The following is a 15,954-nucleotide window of genomic DNA, read 5'->3' as shown; positions in this document are numbered from 1 at the left end:
CTTATTAATATTTATCATTACCTTTACTATTCTCTTAGATAATCTAGAATGATAATAAAATCATTGGCGAAATTCCTATGATTTAGAATTTTTTTAATTATTATTAGAAAGTTGTTAATCAATAAAGGAAATTTTTTATAGTCTTTTCAATACTTTAGATCCTAGTTTCTATTTCCATTTATAATGAGTTATTTAAAATAGATGTTGATACTTTAAAGGCGTTCCTTTAGCCAATGACTTATTTGCTACATTCCCTAAAATAGTTTCATAATGTTTTGGTTCTAGACCGTATCCTGGACGAACAATTTTTATGTTATCCTTTGTGAATTTTTCCCCAGCTTTAATATCTTTAGATACATAAATCGATCGTCGAAATTTTAGAGAATTCTTTTCTTTTTTAGTTGGCCCATAAGTAATTTTCCCCATAGCCAACCAAGCACGCTTTGTTTCTTCTACAAGCGCCTTCATTTCAGTTGGCTCCATAGAAAATGCTGCATCTACACCACCATCAGCTCGATTTAGTGTAAAATGTTTTTCAATGACCGTAGCACCTAATGCAACACTAGCTACAGCCACCCCAATGCCCATTGTATGATCAGATAATCCTATATGCACTTCTTCAAACAATTGCTTCATATGGGGTATTGTTAATATATTTGTGTTTTCTGGTGATGCTGGATAAGTACTTGTACATTTTAATAACACAAGGTCTCTACACCCAGCTTCTTTTGCAGTATGAACAAGTTCATCTAATTCGGCTAATGTTGCCATACCAGTTGATACAATCATTGGTTTTCCTGTAGATGCAATTTTCTTTATTAGAGGCAAATCGGTATTTTCAAAAGAAGCGATTTTATAGAGGGGTACCTCTAATTGCTCCAAAAAGTCAACTGCCGTCTCGTCAAATGGTGTACTAAAAGCAACCATACCTAGCTCCTTAGCACGATCAAAGATTGGCTTATGCCACTCCCAGGGAGTGTATGCTTGCTGATACAATTCATACAAATTTTGTCCATCCCATAGGTTGGAACTATCATCTATTTTGAAATCTGGAGTATCTATATTTAAAGTCATCGTATCTGCTGTATACGTCTGTATTTTTAATGCATTAGCTCCAGAGGCAGCAGCAGCGTCTACTATTTCCAAAGCTCTTTTTAGGGATTGGTTATGATTTCCTGACATTTCTGCAATAATGAATGGTTTAGAAAGTGAGCCAATTTCAAAATTCCCTACCTTAATTTGTCTCATTTAAATCTCTCCTCTAACTCTAGCTTCAATCCTATTCTCTTTTCTTCCCATTCTTCGGCAAATAAACTATACATATAAATATCTTGATAGTCTTCATTTAGTTTTAAATGCTTACGCAATGTACCGTCTAATTTAAAACCTAATTTTTCATGAAAACTACGACTGATTTTATTTGATTCGATAACTTCTGCACATAATTTTCTGAATTTTAATTCCTTAAAAATAAATTCGAGAGTAGTATAACCTAATAATAAACCAGTCCCTTTTGGGGATTTTTGTTCTCCTATATAAAAACCCCAAGTACACCTATTTGAATATCTATCTATATTATTAATATTTATTACACCATAATCATCATTGTTTATAGAAAAAATTTTAGAAAGTTTATATTTGTTATTCTTTAATTCATTGAACCAAATTAAATGTTGTTGCCATAAAATAATATCCCTGTTATACATTACACATCTAATATGTTCTTGATTGCGCCATGCTAAAATTTTTTCTAAATCATCTATTACTATATCCCTAAGTGATGCATTTAACACTATATTACATCCCTTCATGACATTAAATTAATACAACTCTTTCTAATACAAGACAATTTATAAGGATTTCTATATAATAAATCAATTTTTTTCACAATTTGATTAACATCTACTTCATTAGAGAAACCCAGATAAATAATTGCCCCTCTATTTGCTACTGCTTTTGCAACTTCTATTTGATTCTCAGCCACGGCAATGACAATCGAAGGTAGTCCTAAAAAAATTCTTTCCCAAGTTGTCGCTCCACCTGCGCCAATTGCCAAATCAGCCTTAGCCATTAATTCAGCAATATTATTAATTTGACAATAAAAATTAATATTTCTTTGTTTTAAAGTAATATCTTCTATACGGTTTTTATTCAGATTAGAATTACCTACAACGACATCAATCACAAAATTGTATTTTTCAACTAGAGGAATTATTGAAATTAATGTTTTCATTGTTTCGTTTGTTGGGTCACTACCCCCAAAAAAAATAAATAATCTTTTCATTTTACCATTAAATTGTTTAAAATTCTTTTTAGCTATAATAAATTCATCTCGTAACAACGCATATTTGGGGCCTAATAACATCCTTGTTGTAGAAGGGACTAAATCTTTATACCGATTATCCATATTTAAATAAAAATTTTGATCCAGTAAAATATCACAGTCGTGCTGACGGTTAGCCAAATCATCAATAACCATTATTTTTTTTGTATATTGCCGCATTAATTTTTCCCATTTGAAATCAATTGAGTAATGGTCAATAATTAGCTTATCTACAGAACTCCCCCTCAATATCTCTATAGTTTCCTTAGCATCTACTTCCCATCTTTTTGATATATATTTCCATAAAGAACCTTCACAAATAGGCAATTTATATACATGGAAACCTTGCTGTTCTATTAAATCTATACAGTCACCTTTAGCGCGTCTACAAATGAATGCAATAGTATTTCCTTCTTTTTCTAGTCTATGAGCTAAAGTTAAACAACGCATTACATGTCCTGTGCCTATTTCATAGGAAGCATCCACTCGCATTAATACGTTCATACTATCACCTATATTTTCTTTTGCTCTATATGAGCATTAATATTAAACCAATCAGGATTTTCTTTCATTACATTTACTGTATCTAGTAAAGTGAATCTTGGATTTTTAACGTATAATGCTTGTATTATATTTTTAATCAATTCAAAATCTTCGGTTGTATCTACTGTCCAGCGAAATTTGCTATAGTCAAAATCATTTTTCACATTAGCAATTTTAAAAATATTAGGATTTGAATAAAAAAATGCAGTTACATGCTCACGTTCTCTTTCTAATGTCGCTTCTTTATAAGCTTTTTCTAAAGCTGCGAACGTAAAAATTTCAGTATCTAATCCTCGTGGATATGTACGCTCTATTGTATTAGAGACGTAATCAAAATGACCCTTTTCTAAAAAAAATCCAATCGTTTTATCAACAACCTGTACATCAATAATAGGGCAATCGGATGTAATTCTTACAATAACGTCTGCATTAAATTCAACTGCAGTTTCATAATATCTTTCTAGTACATCTGTTTCAGAACCTCTATAATACAAGATATTTTGTTCCTCACAAAAAGTGATAATTTTATCATCTTGTTCTTTTTTTGTTGTTGCGATAACAAATTCGTTAATGAATATACTATTGCTTAAACGCTCTAGCTGATAGGAAAGTAGTGGCTTTTCGTTTATTTCTTTTAAAATTTTACCAGGTAAGCGTGTTGAGCCCATTCTCGCTTGAATAATTGCTACAACTTTCATTTACTCACCTTCTCTAGCTCACTTAACACTGCTACGACTACATCATATACATCACTATCTGTCATTTTAGGGAAAAGCGGCAATGTAATCATTGCTTTATATAGCGCTTCAGCTTTTGGCATTGAACCTTCTTTATAGCCTAACTCCTTATAATATGACAATGTATGCACTGGTATATAATGCACGTTCACACCTATATTTTGTGCCACTAATGAATCAAATATTTCCCTCCGTGTTGCATTAAGCTTTTCCAGATTTAATTGAATAACATATAAATGCCAGCTTGAAAAACACCCTTTAAGTGGTTGAGGGGTTATTAATAACTCACTATCTTTAAATGCTTTATCATACATTTGTGCAATTTCACACCGGCGTGCAACAAAACGATCTAGCTTTTCCATCTGGCTTATTCCCAAAGCAGCCTGAATATCTGTCATTCGATAATTGTAGCCTAAAAACTGCATATCATAGTACCAAGGGCCATCATTTTTAATAATCTTTTCAGTATCTCTCGTAATACCATGTGAGCGGAATTGTAATAGCTTTTTATAATAGAAATAATTATTTGTTGTAATCACTCCACCCTCACCAGTTGTGACATGCTTCACAGGATGAAAACTAAACATCGTCATGTCGCTCAATGCACCAATTTTTTGTCCTTTATATTTAGCACCAAGTGCATGTGCTGCATCTTCAATAACAATTAATTTATACTTTTTTGCGATGGCATGAATTTTATCTAACTGCACAGGCTGCCCAGTAAAATGAACAGGAATAATTGCTTTTGTATTCGGCGTAATATTTTTTTCTATTTCTAATGGATCTATGTTATATGTATCCTCCTTAATATCTGCAAAAACCACTGTTCCCCCTACATAACGTACACAATTTGCACTAGCTGCAAAAGTTATTGGTGAGGTAATAACTTCATTTCCTTCTACAATACCAGCAGCAAAGCACGCACCATGAAGTGCAGCAGTTCCATTAGAAAATGCTACTGCATATTTGGCACCTACATATTCGGCGACTGCATCTTCAAATTTAGAAATTGTTGGACCAGTCGTTAAATGACTACTCTTTAAAACATTCACCACAGCCTGTATATCCTGATCATCAAGCCATTGTTGTCCATACGGTAAATATGTATCTCTCATTTTATTTAGCTCCTTTAAAGAAAAAATGCAGTCAATGACTACATTTCTTCTACTAAATCTCTTAATTGTTCAATATTTAGCCATTCGTTATTATTATCACTTGTATAAGCAAATCCATCAGGTAGAGCTTTTCCACCATTTAATTGTCCTTGAGGCCACCAAGCAAGCTCAGGCTGAATAACATAATAGTCATCGAACTCTATCGTATGGCGTGCATCGTCTTCCATAATCATCGCTTCATGTAATTTTTCACCAGGTCGAATACCGATAATTTTTATTTCACATTCTGGAGCAATTGCTTTTGCTAAATCTGTTACCTTCATACTTGGGATTTTCGGTACAAAAATCTCTCCACCATACATTCGCTCTAAATTATTCAGAACAAATTGTACTCCTTGCTCAAGTGTAATCCAAAATCGAGTCATCCGGTCATCAGTAATGGGTAAAGTACCTGCTTCCTTTATCTTTTTGAAAAAAGGAACTACACTTCCTCGACTTCCCACAACATTTCCATAGCGGACAACTGAAAAGCGCGTTTTCTTTTCTCCTACATACGAATTAGCAGCAACAAATAGCTTATCAGATGCTAGTTTTGTAGCACCATATAAATTGACAGGTGAACAAGCTTTATCTGTTGATAATGCAATGACCTTTTCCACTCCACGATCAATCGCTGCTTCAATAATGTTTTGGGCACCATGAATATTTGTTTTTACTGCCTCAAAAGGGTTATATTCACATGCATCAACATGCTTCATAGCAGCTGCATGTATAACAATATCTACTCCATCAAATGCACGGTATAAACGCTCTTTATCCCGAACATCACCGATAAAGAAACGAATACGTTCATCCTTAAATTCTTGCTTCATTTCGTATTGTTTCAACTCATCTCGGCTAAAAACAATTATCTTTTTTACATCTAATGTAAGTGCCTTACTTATAAACTTTTTTCCAAATGACCCTGTTCCTCCTGTGACTAGCACTATTTTATTCATCAATGGATTTTTTTCCATAAATTAATCACCTTTACCTATAAAATTCTATATTCTTTAATTCACTGGTACTTCATAAATCTCAACTTGCTCAAAAAAAGGCATAATTTCATATTCAAATAAATCAGCAACCAGTAAAAAATCGTGAATTGCTAATCCATTATTAATTTCTTCTAAAAAATCATGAATTTTTTCAACCTCTAATAATTTAGAAATTCCGTGAAATTTTAATATTTGATTTACATCAACTAACCAATTAACACCTTCACTAAAATCTAAAATCATCCCTAAAGCTTCTTGTATTTTATTTTCTCTAATATGATTTACAATTTGTTGACATCCATTAGGAATATTTAATAAGTAATTATTATAACTTTCCATAATATCCTTATGCATTACATCCATTTTCTTCATTCTCCTTATCTTCTCTTAATTTTTTTATAAGATTCATAGTATATTTACGTGTCTTTATTACTGCATCTATATATTTTGTATATAATGTTTTACTCTGATTATATACTCTTTTATAAGCTTGTTCAGGTGTTTCATTTTTAGTAGCAGAAAAATGCTTAAGCACATGTAAATTTATAGGATCAACAATTACATTTAATGAAGTTTTTTGTTGTAAATTTAAGATTTCTTCATCGTTACACTCCATTTTTTTCAAAATATCATTATTAAATTTAGTTTTCAAAGTATTTTTAGACATCAATTTTAAGTTTTTCCTTAGAATTACTTCAATAGTATCAAGATTCTCTAACTCTTTACTGAAATTTTTTATTAATAATTCATAATCAATATTTTTATCCTTATTTTTATTAAACTTATTATTTATCTTTATTTTTTCATCAGTATATTTTTCACAAAAATCCCCAAAAGGTATTTGTACAAATCCTTCTAGTTTTATCCCTCCTTCAGTGCTATTAAATATCAATCTATCATTAAAATCATTTTTTATTAAAAACTCAAATGACTGTTTCATAGCCATAAAAGAATAGTCAGTTAATACTTCGTCACCATTATAGCCTTCAGCTTTGATAAACCCCTTTGATTTAATTTCTCTTTCAGTAAGGATTTTGAAGTTTTTATTGCTCTCCGCATGAGTTTGATTATATGTAAATGCTAAATCTTGACCAATAAGTGTAATTGGTCCAGTTGTCAAATACGTTGCAAGGGATAATGCAAAATGGGCAACAGATCCTCCACCTGGTAAAACAACTACATTATCGGTTGTAGTTTTTTCAAGATGTTCTTTAAATGACTCATCACCTCTCCCTAAAAAATAAAATGATTTATTTGTAAATGATTCTCTAATTTTATAATGACTGTACATTAAATATACAAAATTTGAATGACTTAATTGCAATTCCTTAAAATGATTGTAATTAACTTCTTGACTGTCTATCGAAACCACAAAATCAGGTTCTATAGAAAAAGCTAACAACGTATTAATTGCTGAGCCTGAAGCAATTAATATAAGCTTATCACGATATTTTTTTATTGTTTGCAATTGTTTCGTTAAAGATGGACCCCCAGAAACAACAACGATAGGACTAGTTAAACACTTTTTCAATTCATAAATTGAACTATCATGAATAGCCTGTCTTATATTATATAAATAGTTACGTTGCCATTCTTCAGACATTAAATTAATTGTGTTTTCACTTACGCGATCTATAGCTAATTTATCTTTTATAACTCTCAAAAAATCTATATACATTTTTGTACAAATTTTATCATAATTCGGCGAGCAACAAATTGTAACGTTGTTAGTAATAGTGAAACTGTTTGCTATATCATTTTTTAATTGATTCTTATTAATATAGTTAATCAAAGTTACCCTATTATCCTCAACTGATATATTACTTAGAATAGGTTCTATAACAATCAGGCTATCTTCTTCACTCATTTTTTTCAAAAAAGCATCTACTATGATTCCTGTTCCATAACCAAATAAAATATGTATATTCTGAGGTTTAAAATTTTCCAACACAAAATTTTCAGCCTCTAAAAAAGGATTATATTTGCTATGTAAGTAATATCCATTTACACGTAATGTTTTCATTCCATTTTTCGTTATGACATCTTCAATAACGTAGGTTTGTTCCATAAATTTCACCTCTTATAATTTATCGGTTTTATTTTTCAAAAATAAAGAAAAACTCGTATTTCTCAAAGAGAAACACGAGTTTTCAGATTGTAGACAAAAGCCCATCGAGAAGTTCACTCTCGATGGCTTTTGTCATTTTTCTTCCTATTTTATTTTCAACATTTGGTAATATACTACCAAATTCAACATACTCTTCGAGCTTAGTTGCTCTCTTAAGCTACTTGCCACGTCCAAGTAGCCAGTTTCTTTAAATTCATGGCAGCAAAAGTAAGCATCGCCTGCATGGACAATTTTTTTAGACCTCTTAAGGTTGTCCATCGCATACCATGCTTTTCTTTTGCATCGGCAAAGACACGCTCAATCGTTTCTTTGCGCTTTGCATAAATCTGTTTGATGTCATAGGAATGGCGTAAATGTTCAGCTTCCTCCACATACGACTCCCAAATATGGCGTTGAATGAGTTTTTGATGATGCTTACTTTCTGTACATTGGGAAAGGCTTGGACACTTCGAACAAATCAAAGGATTCGATTTATATTGGCGATATCCTTCCTTCGTCGTTGTCGCATACTTCAATATCTGCCCTTGTGGGCAAAGATAACAATTATAGTGCTCGTCATATGTATACTCGTGCTTTCGGAAGAATCCATCTTTCGTTTTAGGACGTGTATACGGAAGAACAGGCAACATTTGATTCTCTAACAAAAAGTTCGTAATCGCTGGTGTTTTATAGGCTGCATCTGCCGCAACGGCGATTGGTTTTTGAACGTTTTGAATGACCCTTTCCACAAGTGGCTGTAATACATGGCTATCGTGCACATTTCCCGGAGTCACAATGGTACCTAAGACAAAGCCTTTTTCGTCTGTGGCTGCATGAAAGGAATATGCAAACTGCTTCGTACGTTCATCCTTCACGTAATAGCCACTTTCAGGATCTGTCGTGCTTTCCTTTATTTCTTTCCATTCTTCTTTTTCAAATTTCTCCGGGGGAAAGGGCTTTTTTCCGTGTTCCTCACGATCCATATTTAACTCTAATTGAAGCTTCTCTTCATAAGCCCGTGTTTCTTTTCGCACGACCTTTTTATCATACTTCCGTTTATTCGCACTCGCTTTCACATGCGTAGAATCGATAAATAAATGGTCTGCATGGAGGAGTCCTTGATGCATAATCTCTTTTAAAATACGATAGAATATCTGTTCAAATATATCGGTGTCTTGAAAGCGACGGACATAATTTTTACCGAAGGTAGAGAAATGCAGGACTTCTGTATGGAAGCCAAATCCTAAAAACCAGCGATACGCCATATTCGTTTCAATTTCTTTGATCGTTTGACGCATGGAGCGAATGCCAAAAACATATTGAATAAACGTCATTTTAAAGAGAACAACAGGATCAATACTTGGACGCCCATTAGGTGAATAGAGATGTTCTACTAAAGGATAGATAAATGAAAAATCAATAGCAGCCTCCAGTTTTCTCACTAAATGATCGTTGGGAACTAATTGATCAATCGTTAACATTTCTAATTGTTCACGTTCATTGGTATGATTTTTCGTCATCATGGTTGATCACCTCAAAAGTTTACTTTTTATCAATAGATGAATAAGGAATTCCTTATGTAGAAGTTGATTGGAACGAAGGGCGGCGACTCCTGCGGGAAAAGCGGGAAAGTCGAGATCCTGGACTGAGCGAAGCGAGGGAAGCAGCTCGACCCCGCCCGCGGAAAGCGTCCGCCCGTAGTGGAAATCAACGGCTTTACTTTATTTCATTGTAAAAGAAAAAAGACTGTAGGCAAACTCAAAATTCATCGAGTTTGTCTACAGTCTGAAAACTCGTATTTCTCAAAGAGAAACACGAGTTTTCATCAACTGATTGGAAAATATTATTGTAGTAATTGTAAAACACCTTGTGGTTGTTGGTTAGCTTGAGCTAGCATAGATTGTGCAGCTTGAGTAAGGATGTTATTCTTAGTGAATGCCATCATCTCAGCAGCCATATCAGTATCACGAATACGTGATTCAGCAGCTGTTAAGTTTTCAGAAGCAGCACCTAAGTTATTGATTGTATGCTCTAAACGGTTTTGAACCGCACCAAGTGCAGAACGTTGAGTAGAAACAGTTTTGATTGCTTTATCAATAATAGAAATTGCTTTACTTGCTTTAGAACCTGTAGAAATACTAGCATCTTTAAGATCTGCATCAAGTTTTGAAACTGCCATATTGTTAATTTTCAAATTCATAGTTTGACCTGAATTTGCACCAATTTGGAAAGTAAGACCATCTTTAGATTGTGCACCATTTAATAATTTCTTTTCATTGAATTCAGTAGTAGTTGCAATACGATTAATTTCATCTTTTAATTGAACAATTTCATCTTGTAAGAAGTTACGATCTGTTGCTTCGTTTGTATCGTTACGAGATTGTACTGCTAATTCACGCATACGTTGTAGGATAGCGTGAGTTTCATTAAGAGCACCCTCAGCAGTTTGAATTAATGAAATTGAGTCTTGAGAGTTTTTAGATGCCATGTCAAGACCTTTGATTTGAGCGCGCATTTTTTCAGAGATTGCTAAACCAGCAGCATCGTCACCAGCACGGTTAATTTTGTAACCTGAAGATAATTTCTCAAGGTTTTTAGCTGATTGAGAGTTGTTGAAAGCTAGATTACGGTGTGTGTTTAAAGCTGAAATGTTGTGTTGAATTCTCATTTGGAATTCCTCCTTGAATGTTTGTTTTGTTATTCCACATCCGTGTGGAATTTAGGATTAGGTAGTTATGTACTTCCCGCCCCTTACAATCTATATATCGTAATTAGTTGGAAATGTTTAATAGTTTTTTTAATTTTTTTTTATTTTTTATGTAATAGATTTTTTCGAGTTTAACTTTTTATTAAAACAGTTAATAAATTTAATTCTTATTTAGTTGTTCCAAGAAATTTGACGATGTCGATAAAGCTTCTTTGTTCTGTACTTGTATAGCTTCAAAAACTTCAGAACGATGAACTTTGACCGTTTTAGGTGCGATGATACCTAACTTAATTTGTTCACCTTCCACTGCTAATATTTTTATTTCAATATGGTCCCCAATCATAATAGATTCATCTTTCTTACGTGACAAGACTAGCATTACTTCGCACTTCCTTCCAGTGTTTGCATTGGGTAGCGTAATGGAAAAGCCTTACTATCCTGAAGTACGATTTGTTTACCATATTTTTTATCCATATTAATAACTAGTGGTGCAAGTAAATTAATGGTAGAGTCCTGTAGTGTTTCCTTCATTGTGACAACAGCGTATGCGAGAACATCTTCTTCATTTTCAATTTGGAGTTGTTCTAAATCCTCTTCACTTAAATCAAAGCTATAGTCTTTTTTAAACGCAAATGGGTAAGCCACTATAAAACCTATTTCATATTTCTCAACTGATTGTAGCAATACTAGTGGATGTTCTTCTGAGATGGGTAGTAATACAAATTTTTTATGTTCTTCTAATCCTAGTAGTCCATGTTCAAAAAAAAGTATGTCTTTTTCTTCAATTTCGACTTCACCTAAAAATTTTGTCGCAATTTTCATCTATTCTTCGCGCTCCTTTATATGATGACATTGATATCAACATCCGGTCTTTGTATCATTGTACCAGTTACTTTTCCTGGTGTGTATTCATGGATTGGTTTGTTCACTTTAGCGTCAATTATTGGTTCTTTGCGCTGAATATTAACATCCGTTGTACCTGGTGTATAGTCGATTTGCACTGACCCTATAGAGGGTACAAATTTAACGTTAATTTGTGCATGGTGTGGACCATAATTTTGTTTTGCAATATTTTGAATAGTAGCTCGTCCTTGACCTTTTCCAGCGTTGTCCATCATTTGACGTCCCTCTCTTGCTCTACGCGCCATCCCCTTAAGTGCCTCTTGTTTTCCTTTTTCTGCGTAGTTAGCACTTGATTCCAATGGACCAATCATTCCTATATCCCGTCTTGCCTGTGAAGAGTCTATTTTTAATATCCCTCTAGTTGTCCGTATTTCTAAAATAGCTGCTGGCTGTTCAATATGTTGTGTTGCTTTAGGTTGTTTAATATATTGCTGTGGCTTTGATATATTTAGGTCTATTTTGACATCTGTTGTATGAATTTGAATTTGTGGGAGCCTCACGTATACATCTCCTTTCAATAAAAGCGTCTGAACAAATAGTCCAAACGCTTGGTTGTTTAGTATAAAGTTTCCCCTGCCATCTCACTTACGGGGCAGAACCTTAGTAGATTTTATCTTATAAAATCTACTAAGGTTTGCTGAATAATTTTTGCTCCTACAGATAAAGCAGCTTGATGAATAGAATCCTGTGTTACCATATCTGTAATCGTTTTAGCATAATCTGTATCTTCATTAAGAGACAATTGTTTCGTTACATTGACTTCCTGAATACTTAGTCGATTTTCCATCAGCTCTACGCGATTTTGTCGAGCGCCGACATCTGCTCTTACAGTCAACGTGCTTTCATAAATACCATCTAAACCAGGGATTGTAGTAGCACCATTTGTCGTTTGCAATCCAAGTGTATTTCCGATTTCAACAGCTGTTGCACCATTTTGCAAAAGCGTGTTTATATTTGTCATAAACCCATCGATATCGTTAAATAAATCAGCACCTGGTGTGTTTATATTCATTGAGATGCCATCAAAAACGTTAATATCAATTGATTTTTGTCCTCCAGCTGGGGTAAGGGCCGGGTTTTGTGGTCCTGTATTATCAGTATAAAGCGGTAGGTTTGTATGCGTACCTGAAAAAATATAGTTCTCTCCCACTTTTGTATTGGCGATATCACGTAATTGTTCCTTAATCTGTTTCATTTCTGCATTTATTTTTTGACGATCATCAGTAGTAGTTGTATCAGTTGCTGCTTGTATTATAAGCTCTTTTACACGTTTTAATGCAGCACCTACTTGATCGAGAGACTCATCTGTTGTATCTAGCCATGTATTTGCATCGCGAATATTTCTTTGGTATTGTTGATTTTTATCAAGATCTATACGATAGCCCATCCCTTTTACTGCTACAACTGGATCATCCGATGGTCTTGAAATTTTACTACCTGAGTCTAGCATATTTTGATACTTAGACATTTTGCTGTAGCTTGTATTTAAATTGCGTAGCATATTACTAGATAGCATTGATTGTGTGACACGCATAATTTATCTCCTCTCAGTTAAGTGACTATTTTTATAGCCCTACTCTTCCCATACCATTGATAATTTTATCTAATGTTTCATCCACAACTGTAATCATACGTGCATTAGCATTGTATGCTTGTTGGAATGTTATCATATTAGTCATTTCTTCATCTAAGGAAACCGAACTCATGGAATCACGGTTACTAGCAATTTGCAAGTGCAATGTTTCAGAGTTGTATGCACTACGTATTGCTTCTTGTCCCTTTACTGCTAAATCCCCCACCAATGATTTATAGTAGCTTTGGAATGTTCCTTGCTTTAAGTTTGCTTGTGCCTGTGTTTGTAGCTCTGCTAGCTTACGCATGTTTTGGTTATTTCCTTCTTCACCCGTTGTATCTGATACGGCTACTTGTTTTGGATCAGTAATCACTACTTTGAAATCACGAGCAGTTGTTCCAGAGAAGAAGTCTAGACCTGTACTATTGTCTAAACCAAAACCTGCTTTATGGACATCATTAAATTTTGTAATAAATTCATTTGCTAGTTTATCTAGGTTATCTATCATTTCTGGATAAGTACCTTGTCCACCACTATGTCCATACGCATCTATTAAAGCACGCAATGAACCTTTCCCTTGATCCATTTGACTGTAATCAATCGTATAAGGGCCAGTCGTTGGATCACCTGGTGGTGCGCCGATAGCTGAAATTTTAAGTTCACTAAAGTTATAATATCCTCCAGTGGCTTGGTCATCCACCTCACCATCGACACGTTGATTATTTGTATCCATCGTTGCAAGAGCAGCATATTCTTTACCTTCTACTAATTTAATAGGTGTGCTACCATCCGCTGGTACATATGTAATCGTCATAGATCCTTCAGCTACGTCTTTTGCTAATCCACCTGATTTTTCAAAAGATATTGATACAGGAATATGTTCATTTAACTCATCTACTAATAAATCGCGAGCATCATATAAATCATTTGGTACATAGCCACTAGGCTCTACTTCTTGGATTTGCTTATTAATGGCTGCAATTTGTTTAAGAATTGAATTTACTTTATCTGTTGATACACTTATTTCATTTCCAATATTGCCCTGAATCTGTTTTATTTGTCTATCCATATAATTAAAGGAATCTGCTATTGATTTTCCTTTTGCTATTAACACTTGTCTTGCCGCAGAGTCTTTAGGGTTATCAATAACATCCTCCATTGCCTTCCAAAAATCAGTAAAAGATTGATTGATACCAAATTCTGAAGGCTCTGCCATAATATCTTCCATCTGCGCAATCGACTTTGCTGCTGAATCCCAATACCCCAACTTATTCGTTTCTTGACGATACTGTCGATCAATAAATTGATCACGAATACGTTGGATAGACCCCGCTTCCACCCCAGTACCAAGATGTCCTGGATAGGTTGGTTGGTTTAAACCGGCTGTTGGAAAACCTGGTGTCGCCTGCATGTTTACTCGTTGGCGTGAGTAACCTAATGTGTTGGCGTTGGAAATATTATGTCCTGTTGTGTATAAAGCTGTTTGTTGAGTAAAGAGGCCGCGTTTACTTGTTTCTAGACCCATAAATGTTGAGCGCATGTTTCTTCCTCCCTTATTAGGCTTGTGAATCGAAATATGATTTTTTAGCTATGTTATTTGTGCCGTGAACCTCGTTGCTAGAGTAGTTCATTTGCTCTGTGCGAGGTCTTACAGCATCTAATGTTAGGTTGACGATTTGTAGTGATTGGAAAACAAGTTTTTGATTTAAGTCATTTTGTTTTCGTAGGTCAGTGATAATTTGCAGTAAACGATCGCGAACTACTGATAAGGTTGCTTTGTCAGCCTGTTGGTCAGCAGCCTCGATGACATCTGCGACAGTCGTTTTGTCAGATGAAGCAAGTCCCTTTGCTTCGAGGTAGTCCGTTACCTGTTTCTGACGCTGTTGCTCGAGCTTATCGATGGCCGCTATGTGTGCCTGCTCATCCTTGAGCAATTGGTCTAGAGCTTCGATATCGCCAGCTTTAATGATTTCTGTTTTTTTCAAGGCTAGTTCAAGTAAACTTTTATGCATTCTTTCTAGCATCGTTAATGTAGAATTAATCGCTTCTACAGACATATCGCTATACACCCTTTCTGCTGTTCCCTAGAAACGATAATATTTCAGCATATCCTCTGCTACTTTGCGAGCATCTACTTTGTATTCACCAGAATCAATGTCTTTTTTCAGCTGTTGTACGCGGTCAGCTCGCTCTGTACTGTATGTTGATACGCTTTTCATATCTTGAGCAGCTTTCGAAATCTCAATTTTATCAGCAAAAGATGCTTTGTTTGTATCTGATTTAACGTTACGTACTTGGTTTTTATAGGCGTTTACTGCATTAATTCCATAAGATGTAATTTTCATTTTGAAACCCCCCATCTAAAAATCTTATCTTCCTATTATTTCGGATTGTCTCACATAATGTTAAGTTTTCACATATAAAAAAGTGTGCTAATTTTGTTTAAAATTAACACACTTCCCGTTATTAGCGTTTTCGCTCTGCGTGATAGGTTACACGATCGCGTTGCTCTACACTGTCGCGGAATTCCTTGGCTGCTTCAAATGTACGTAAGTCTGCCTTTAATTCATCTTGACATTTTGTACAAAGCTTACCTATGGTTGTCAGATGACCACAGTTATCACATGGATAACCAAGGTTAGGGAACATGGCTGGCTGCAAGCGGCCTTTACGAACCCATTTATACAATAGCTCCTCTTCTGCTCCAGTTGCTTCTACGATACGCTCAACTGTTGCTGCACGGTTCTCACGTTTACGAAGGAAGCGATAAACGATTTGATAAAGCTCTTCCTCTGATTGTGCACACTTATGACATACTTCTCGGACCCCTGTATAATTAAAAAATTCATTACATTTTGGACAATTACGAACCTCAGCCATCTGCTTTTCCTCCTCTTTCAAGAAATCTT

18 protein-coding genes are annotated in these 15,954 nt (G+C 34.4%); all 18 read right to left on the bottom strand.

What is annotated here, in order from left to right; all coding sequences use genetic code 11:
- Positions 1 to 192: 192 nt before the first annotated feature.
- The 18 genes from pseI to AC6BKE_RS10440 all read right to left on the bottom strand — a co-directional run bounded on the left by pseI (position 193) and on the right by AC6BKE_RS10440 (position 15,925).
- A complete protein-coding gene (gene pseI / locus AC6BKE_RS10525) occupies positions 193 to 1,248 on the bottom strand; it encodes a pseudaminic acid synthase (RefSeq protein ID WP_340812579.1) in 1,056 nt (351 codons plus the stop codon).
- The gene (pseH, locus tag AC6BKE_RS10520) at positions 1,245 to 1,793 is read right to left on the bottom strand and encodes a UDP-4-amino-4,6-dideoxy-N-acetyl-beta-L-altrosamine N-acetyltransferase (RefSeq protein WP_340812578.1); all 549 of its coding nucleotides are present in this window, start codon (positions 1,791 to 1,793) and stop codon (positions 1,245 to 1,247) included. The genes pseI and pseH overlap by 4 nt, the downstream gene beginning before the upstream one ends.
- Before the next feature lie 14 nt (positions 1,794 to 1,807).
- Positions 1,808 to 2,827 carry a UDP-2,4-diacetamido-2,4,6-trideoxy-beta-L-altropyranose hydrolase gene (pseG, locus tag AC6BKE_RS10515; RefSeq protein ID WP_340812577.1) on the bottom strand — a complete coding sequence of 340 codons (1,020 nt, stop codon included), beginning with the start codon at positions 2,825 to 2,827 and terminating at the stop codon, positions 1,808 to 1,810.
- An 8-nt stretch (positions 2,828 to 2,835) separates the two neighbouring features.
- Positions 2,836 to 3,564: a cytidylyltransferase domain-containing protein gene (locus AC6BKE_RS10510; RefSeq protein ID WP_340812576.1), complete on the bottom strand. Its 729-nt coding sequence runs from the start codon at positions 3,562 to 3,564 to the stop codon at positions 2,836 to 2,838.
- Positions 3,561 to 4,718 carry a UDP-4-amino-4,6-dideoxy-N-acetyl-beta-L-altrosamine transaminase gene (gene pseC / locus AC6BKE_RS10505; RefSeq protein ID WP_499856796.1) on the bottom strand — a complete coding sequence of 386 codons (1,158 nt, stop codon included), beginning with the start codon at positions 4,716 to 4,718 and terminating at the stop codon, positions 3,561 to 3,563. Before pseC ends, AC6BKE_RS10510 begins: the two co-directional genes overlap by 4 nt.
- Positions 4,719 to 4,756: 38 nt before the next feature.
- Positions 4,757 to 5,734, bottom strand: coding sequence for a UDP-N-acetylglucosamine 4,6-dehydratase (inverting) (pseB, locus tag AC6BKE_RS10500; RefSeq protein WP_340812574.1), 978 nt, complete (start codon positions 5,732 to 5,734; stop codon positions 4,757 to 4,759).
- A gap of 36 nt (positions 5,735 to 5,770) precedes the next feature.
- A complete protein-coding gene (locus AC6BKE_RS10495; RefSeq protein WP_340812573.1) occupies positions 5,771 to 6,118 on the bottom strand; it encodes a DUF8042 domain-containing protein in 348 nt (115 codons plus the stop codon).
- On the bottom strand, positions 6,102 to 7,823 hold the full coding sequence (locus AC6BKE_RS10490) for a motility associated factor glycosyltransferase family protein (protein WP_340812572.1): 1,722 nt from the start codon (positions 7,821 to 7,823) through the stop codon (positions 6,102 to 6,104). The genes AC6BKE_RS10495 and AC6BKE_RS10490 overlap by 17 nt, the downstream gene beginning before the upstream one ends.
- Positions 7,824 to 8,035: 212 nt before the next feature.
- A complete protein-coding gene (locus AC6BKE_RS10485) occupies positions 8,036 to 9,385 on the bottom strand; it encodes an IS1182-like element ISBsp5 family transposase (RefSeq protein WP_499856098.1) in 1,350 nt (449 codons plus the stop codon).
- Positions 9,386 to 9,705: 320 nt separating this feature from the next.
- Entirely contained in the window at positions 9,706 to 10,530 is an 825-nt protein-coding gene (locus AC6BKE_RS10480; RefSeq protein ID WP_340812570.1) for a flagellin N-terminal helical domain-containing protein, read from the bottom strand.
- A 199-nt stretch (positions 10,531 to 10,729) separates the two neighbouring features.
- Positions 10,730 to 10,948 (bottom strand): carbon storage regulator CsrA, encoded by a 219-nt coding sequence (csrA, locus tag AC6BKE_RS10475; protein WP_340812569.1) that lies wholly within the window; start codon positions 10,946 to 10,948, stop codon positions 10,730 to 10,732.
- Entirely contained in the window at positions 10,948 to 11,391 is a 444-nt protein-coding gene (fliW, locus tag AC6BKE_RS10470; protein ID WP_340812568.1) for a flagellar assembly protein FliW, read from the bottom strand. Before fliW ends, csrA begins: the two co-directional genes overlap by 1 nt.
- A gap of 17 nt (positions 11,392 to 11,408) precedes the next feature.
- On the bottom strand, positions 11,409 to 11,972 hold the full coding sequence (locus tag AC6BKE_RS10465; protein ID WP_340812567.1) for a DUF6470 family protein: 564 nt from the start codon (positions 11,970 to 11,972) through the stop codon (positions 11,409 to 11,411).
- A gap of 110 nt (positions 11,973 to 12,082) precedes the next feature.
- Complete coding sequence (flgL, locus tag AC6BKE_RS10460) at positions 12,083 to 13,006, bottom strand: flagellar hook-associated protein FlgL (protein ID WP_340812566.1); 924 nt, start codon at positions 13,004 to 13,006, stop codon at positions 12,083 to 12,085.
- Positions 13,007 to 13,037: 31 nt separating this feature from the next.
- Positions 13,038 to 14,585 (bottom strand): flagellar hook-associated protein FlgK, encoded by a 1,548-nt coding sequence (gene flgK, locus AC6BKE_RS10455; protein WP_340812565.1) that lies wholly within the window; start codon positions 14,583 to 14,585, stop codon positions 13,038 to 13,040.
- A gap of 16 nt (positions 14,586 to 14,601) precedes the next feature.
- Positions 14,602 to 15,102, bottom strand: a complete 501-nt coding sequence (locus tag AC6BKE_RS10450) for a flagellar protein FlgN (protein WP_058843853.1) — start codon at positions 15,100 to 15,102, stop codon at positions 14,602 to 14,604.
- A gap of 27 nt (positions 15,103 to 15,129) precedes the next feature.
- Positions 15,130 to 15,390, bottom strand: a complete 261-nt coding sequence (gene flgM, locus AC6BKE_RS10445; RefSeq protein WP_036121087.1) for a flagellar biosynthesis anti-sigma factor FlgM — start codon at positions 15,388 to 15,390, stop codon at positions 15,130 to 15,132.
- Positions 15,391 to 15,511: 121 nt separating this feature from the next.
- Positions 15,512 to 15,925, bottom strand: coding sequence for a TIGR03826 family flagellar region protein (locus AC6BKE_RS10440; RefSeq protein ID WP_271912391.1), 414 nt, complete (start codon positions 15,923 to 15,925; stop codon positions 15,512 to 15,514).
- Between the last annotated feature and the right edge of the window lie 29 nt (positions 15,926 to 15,954).

It is taken from the genome of Lysinibacillus sp. COL-1 (assembly GCF_059814265.1).
This window is presented reverse-complemented; position numbering and strand designations above follow the sequence as displayed.

Excerpts from the sequence above, each read along its gene's own strand:
- fliW (WP_340812568.1), bottom strand. The coding sequence starts at position 11,391 with ATGAAAATTGCGACAAAATTTTTAGGTGAAGTCGAAATTGAAGAAAAA.
- AC6BKE_RS10450 (WP_058843853.1), bottom strand. The coding sequence starts at position 15,102 with ATGTCTGTAGAAGCGATTAATTCTACATTAACGATGCTAGAAAGAATG.
- pseC (WP_499856796.1), bottom strand. The coding sequence starts at position 4,718 with ATGAGAGATACATATTTACCGTATGGACAACAATGGCTTGATGATCAG.
- csrA (WP_340812569.1), bottom strand. The coding sequence starts at position 10,948 with ATGCTAGTCTTGTCACGTAAGAAAGATGAATCTATTATGATTGGGGAC.
- AC6BKE_RS10485 (WP_499856098.1), bottom strand. The coding sequence starts at position 9,385 with ATGATGACGAAAAATCATACCAATGAACGTGAACAATTAGAAATGTTA.
- flgL (WP_340812566.1), bottom strand. The coding sequence starts at position 13,006 with ATGCGTGTCACACAATCAATGCTATCTAGTAATATGCTACGCAATTTA.
- pseG (WP_340812577.1), bottom strand. The coding sequence starts at position 2,827 with ATGAACGTATTAATGCGAGTGGATGCTTCCTATGAAATAGGCACAGGA.
- pseB (WP_340812574.1), bottom strand. The coding sequence starts at position 5,734 with ATGGAAAAAAATCCATTGATGAATAAAATAGTGCTAGTCACAGGAGGA.
- AC6BKE_RS10510 (WP_340812576.1), bottom strand. The coding sequence starts at position 3,564 with ATGAAAGTTGTAGCAATTATTCAAGCGAGAATGGGCTCAACACGCTTA.
- AC6BKE_RS10495 (WP_340812573.1), bottom strand. The coding sequence starts at position 6,118 with ATGGATGTAATGCATAAGGATATTATGGAAAGTTATAATAATTACTTA.
- AC6BKE_RS10490 (WP_340812572.1), bottom strand. The coding sequence starts at position 7,823 with ATGGAACAAACCTACGTTATTGAAGATGTCATAACGAAAAATGGAATG.
- pseI (WP_340812579.1), bottom strand. The coding sequence starts at position 1,248 with ATGAGACAAATTAAGGTAGGGAATTTTGAAATTGGCTCACTTTCTAAA.
- AC6BKE_RS10480 (WP_340812570.1), bottom strand. The coding sequence starts at position 10,530 with ATGAGAATTCAACACAACATTTCAGCTTTAAACACACACCGTAATCTA.
- AC6BKE_RS10440 (WP_271912391.1), bottom strand. The coding sequence starts at position 15,925 with ATGGCTGAGGTTCGTAATTGTCCAAAATGTAATGAATTTTTTAATTAT.
- flgM (WP_036121087.1), bottom strand. The coding sequence starts at position 15,390 with ATGAAAATTACATCTTATGGAATTAATGCAGTAAACGCCTATAAAAAC.
- flgK (WP_340812565.1), bottom strand. The coding sequence starts at position 14,585 with ATGCGCTCAACATTTATGGGTCTAGAAACAAGTAAACGCGGCCTCTTT.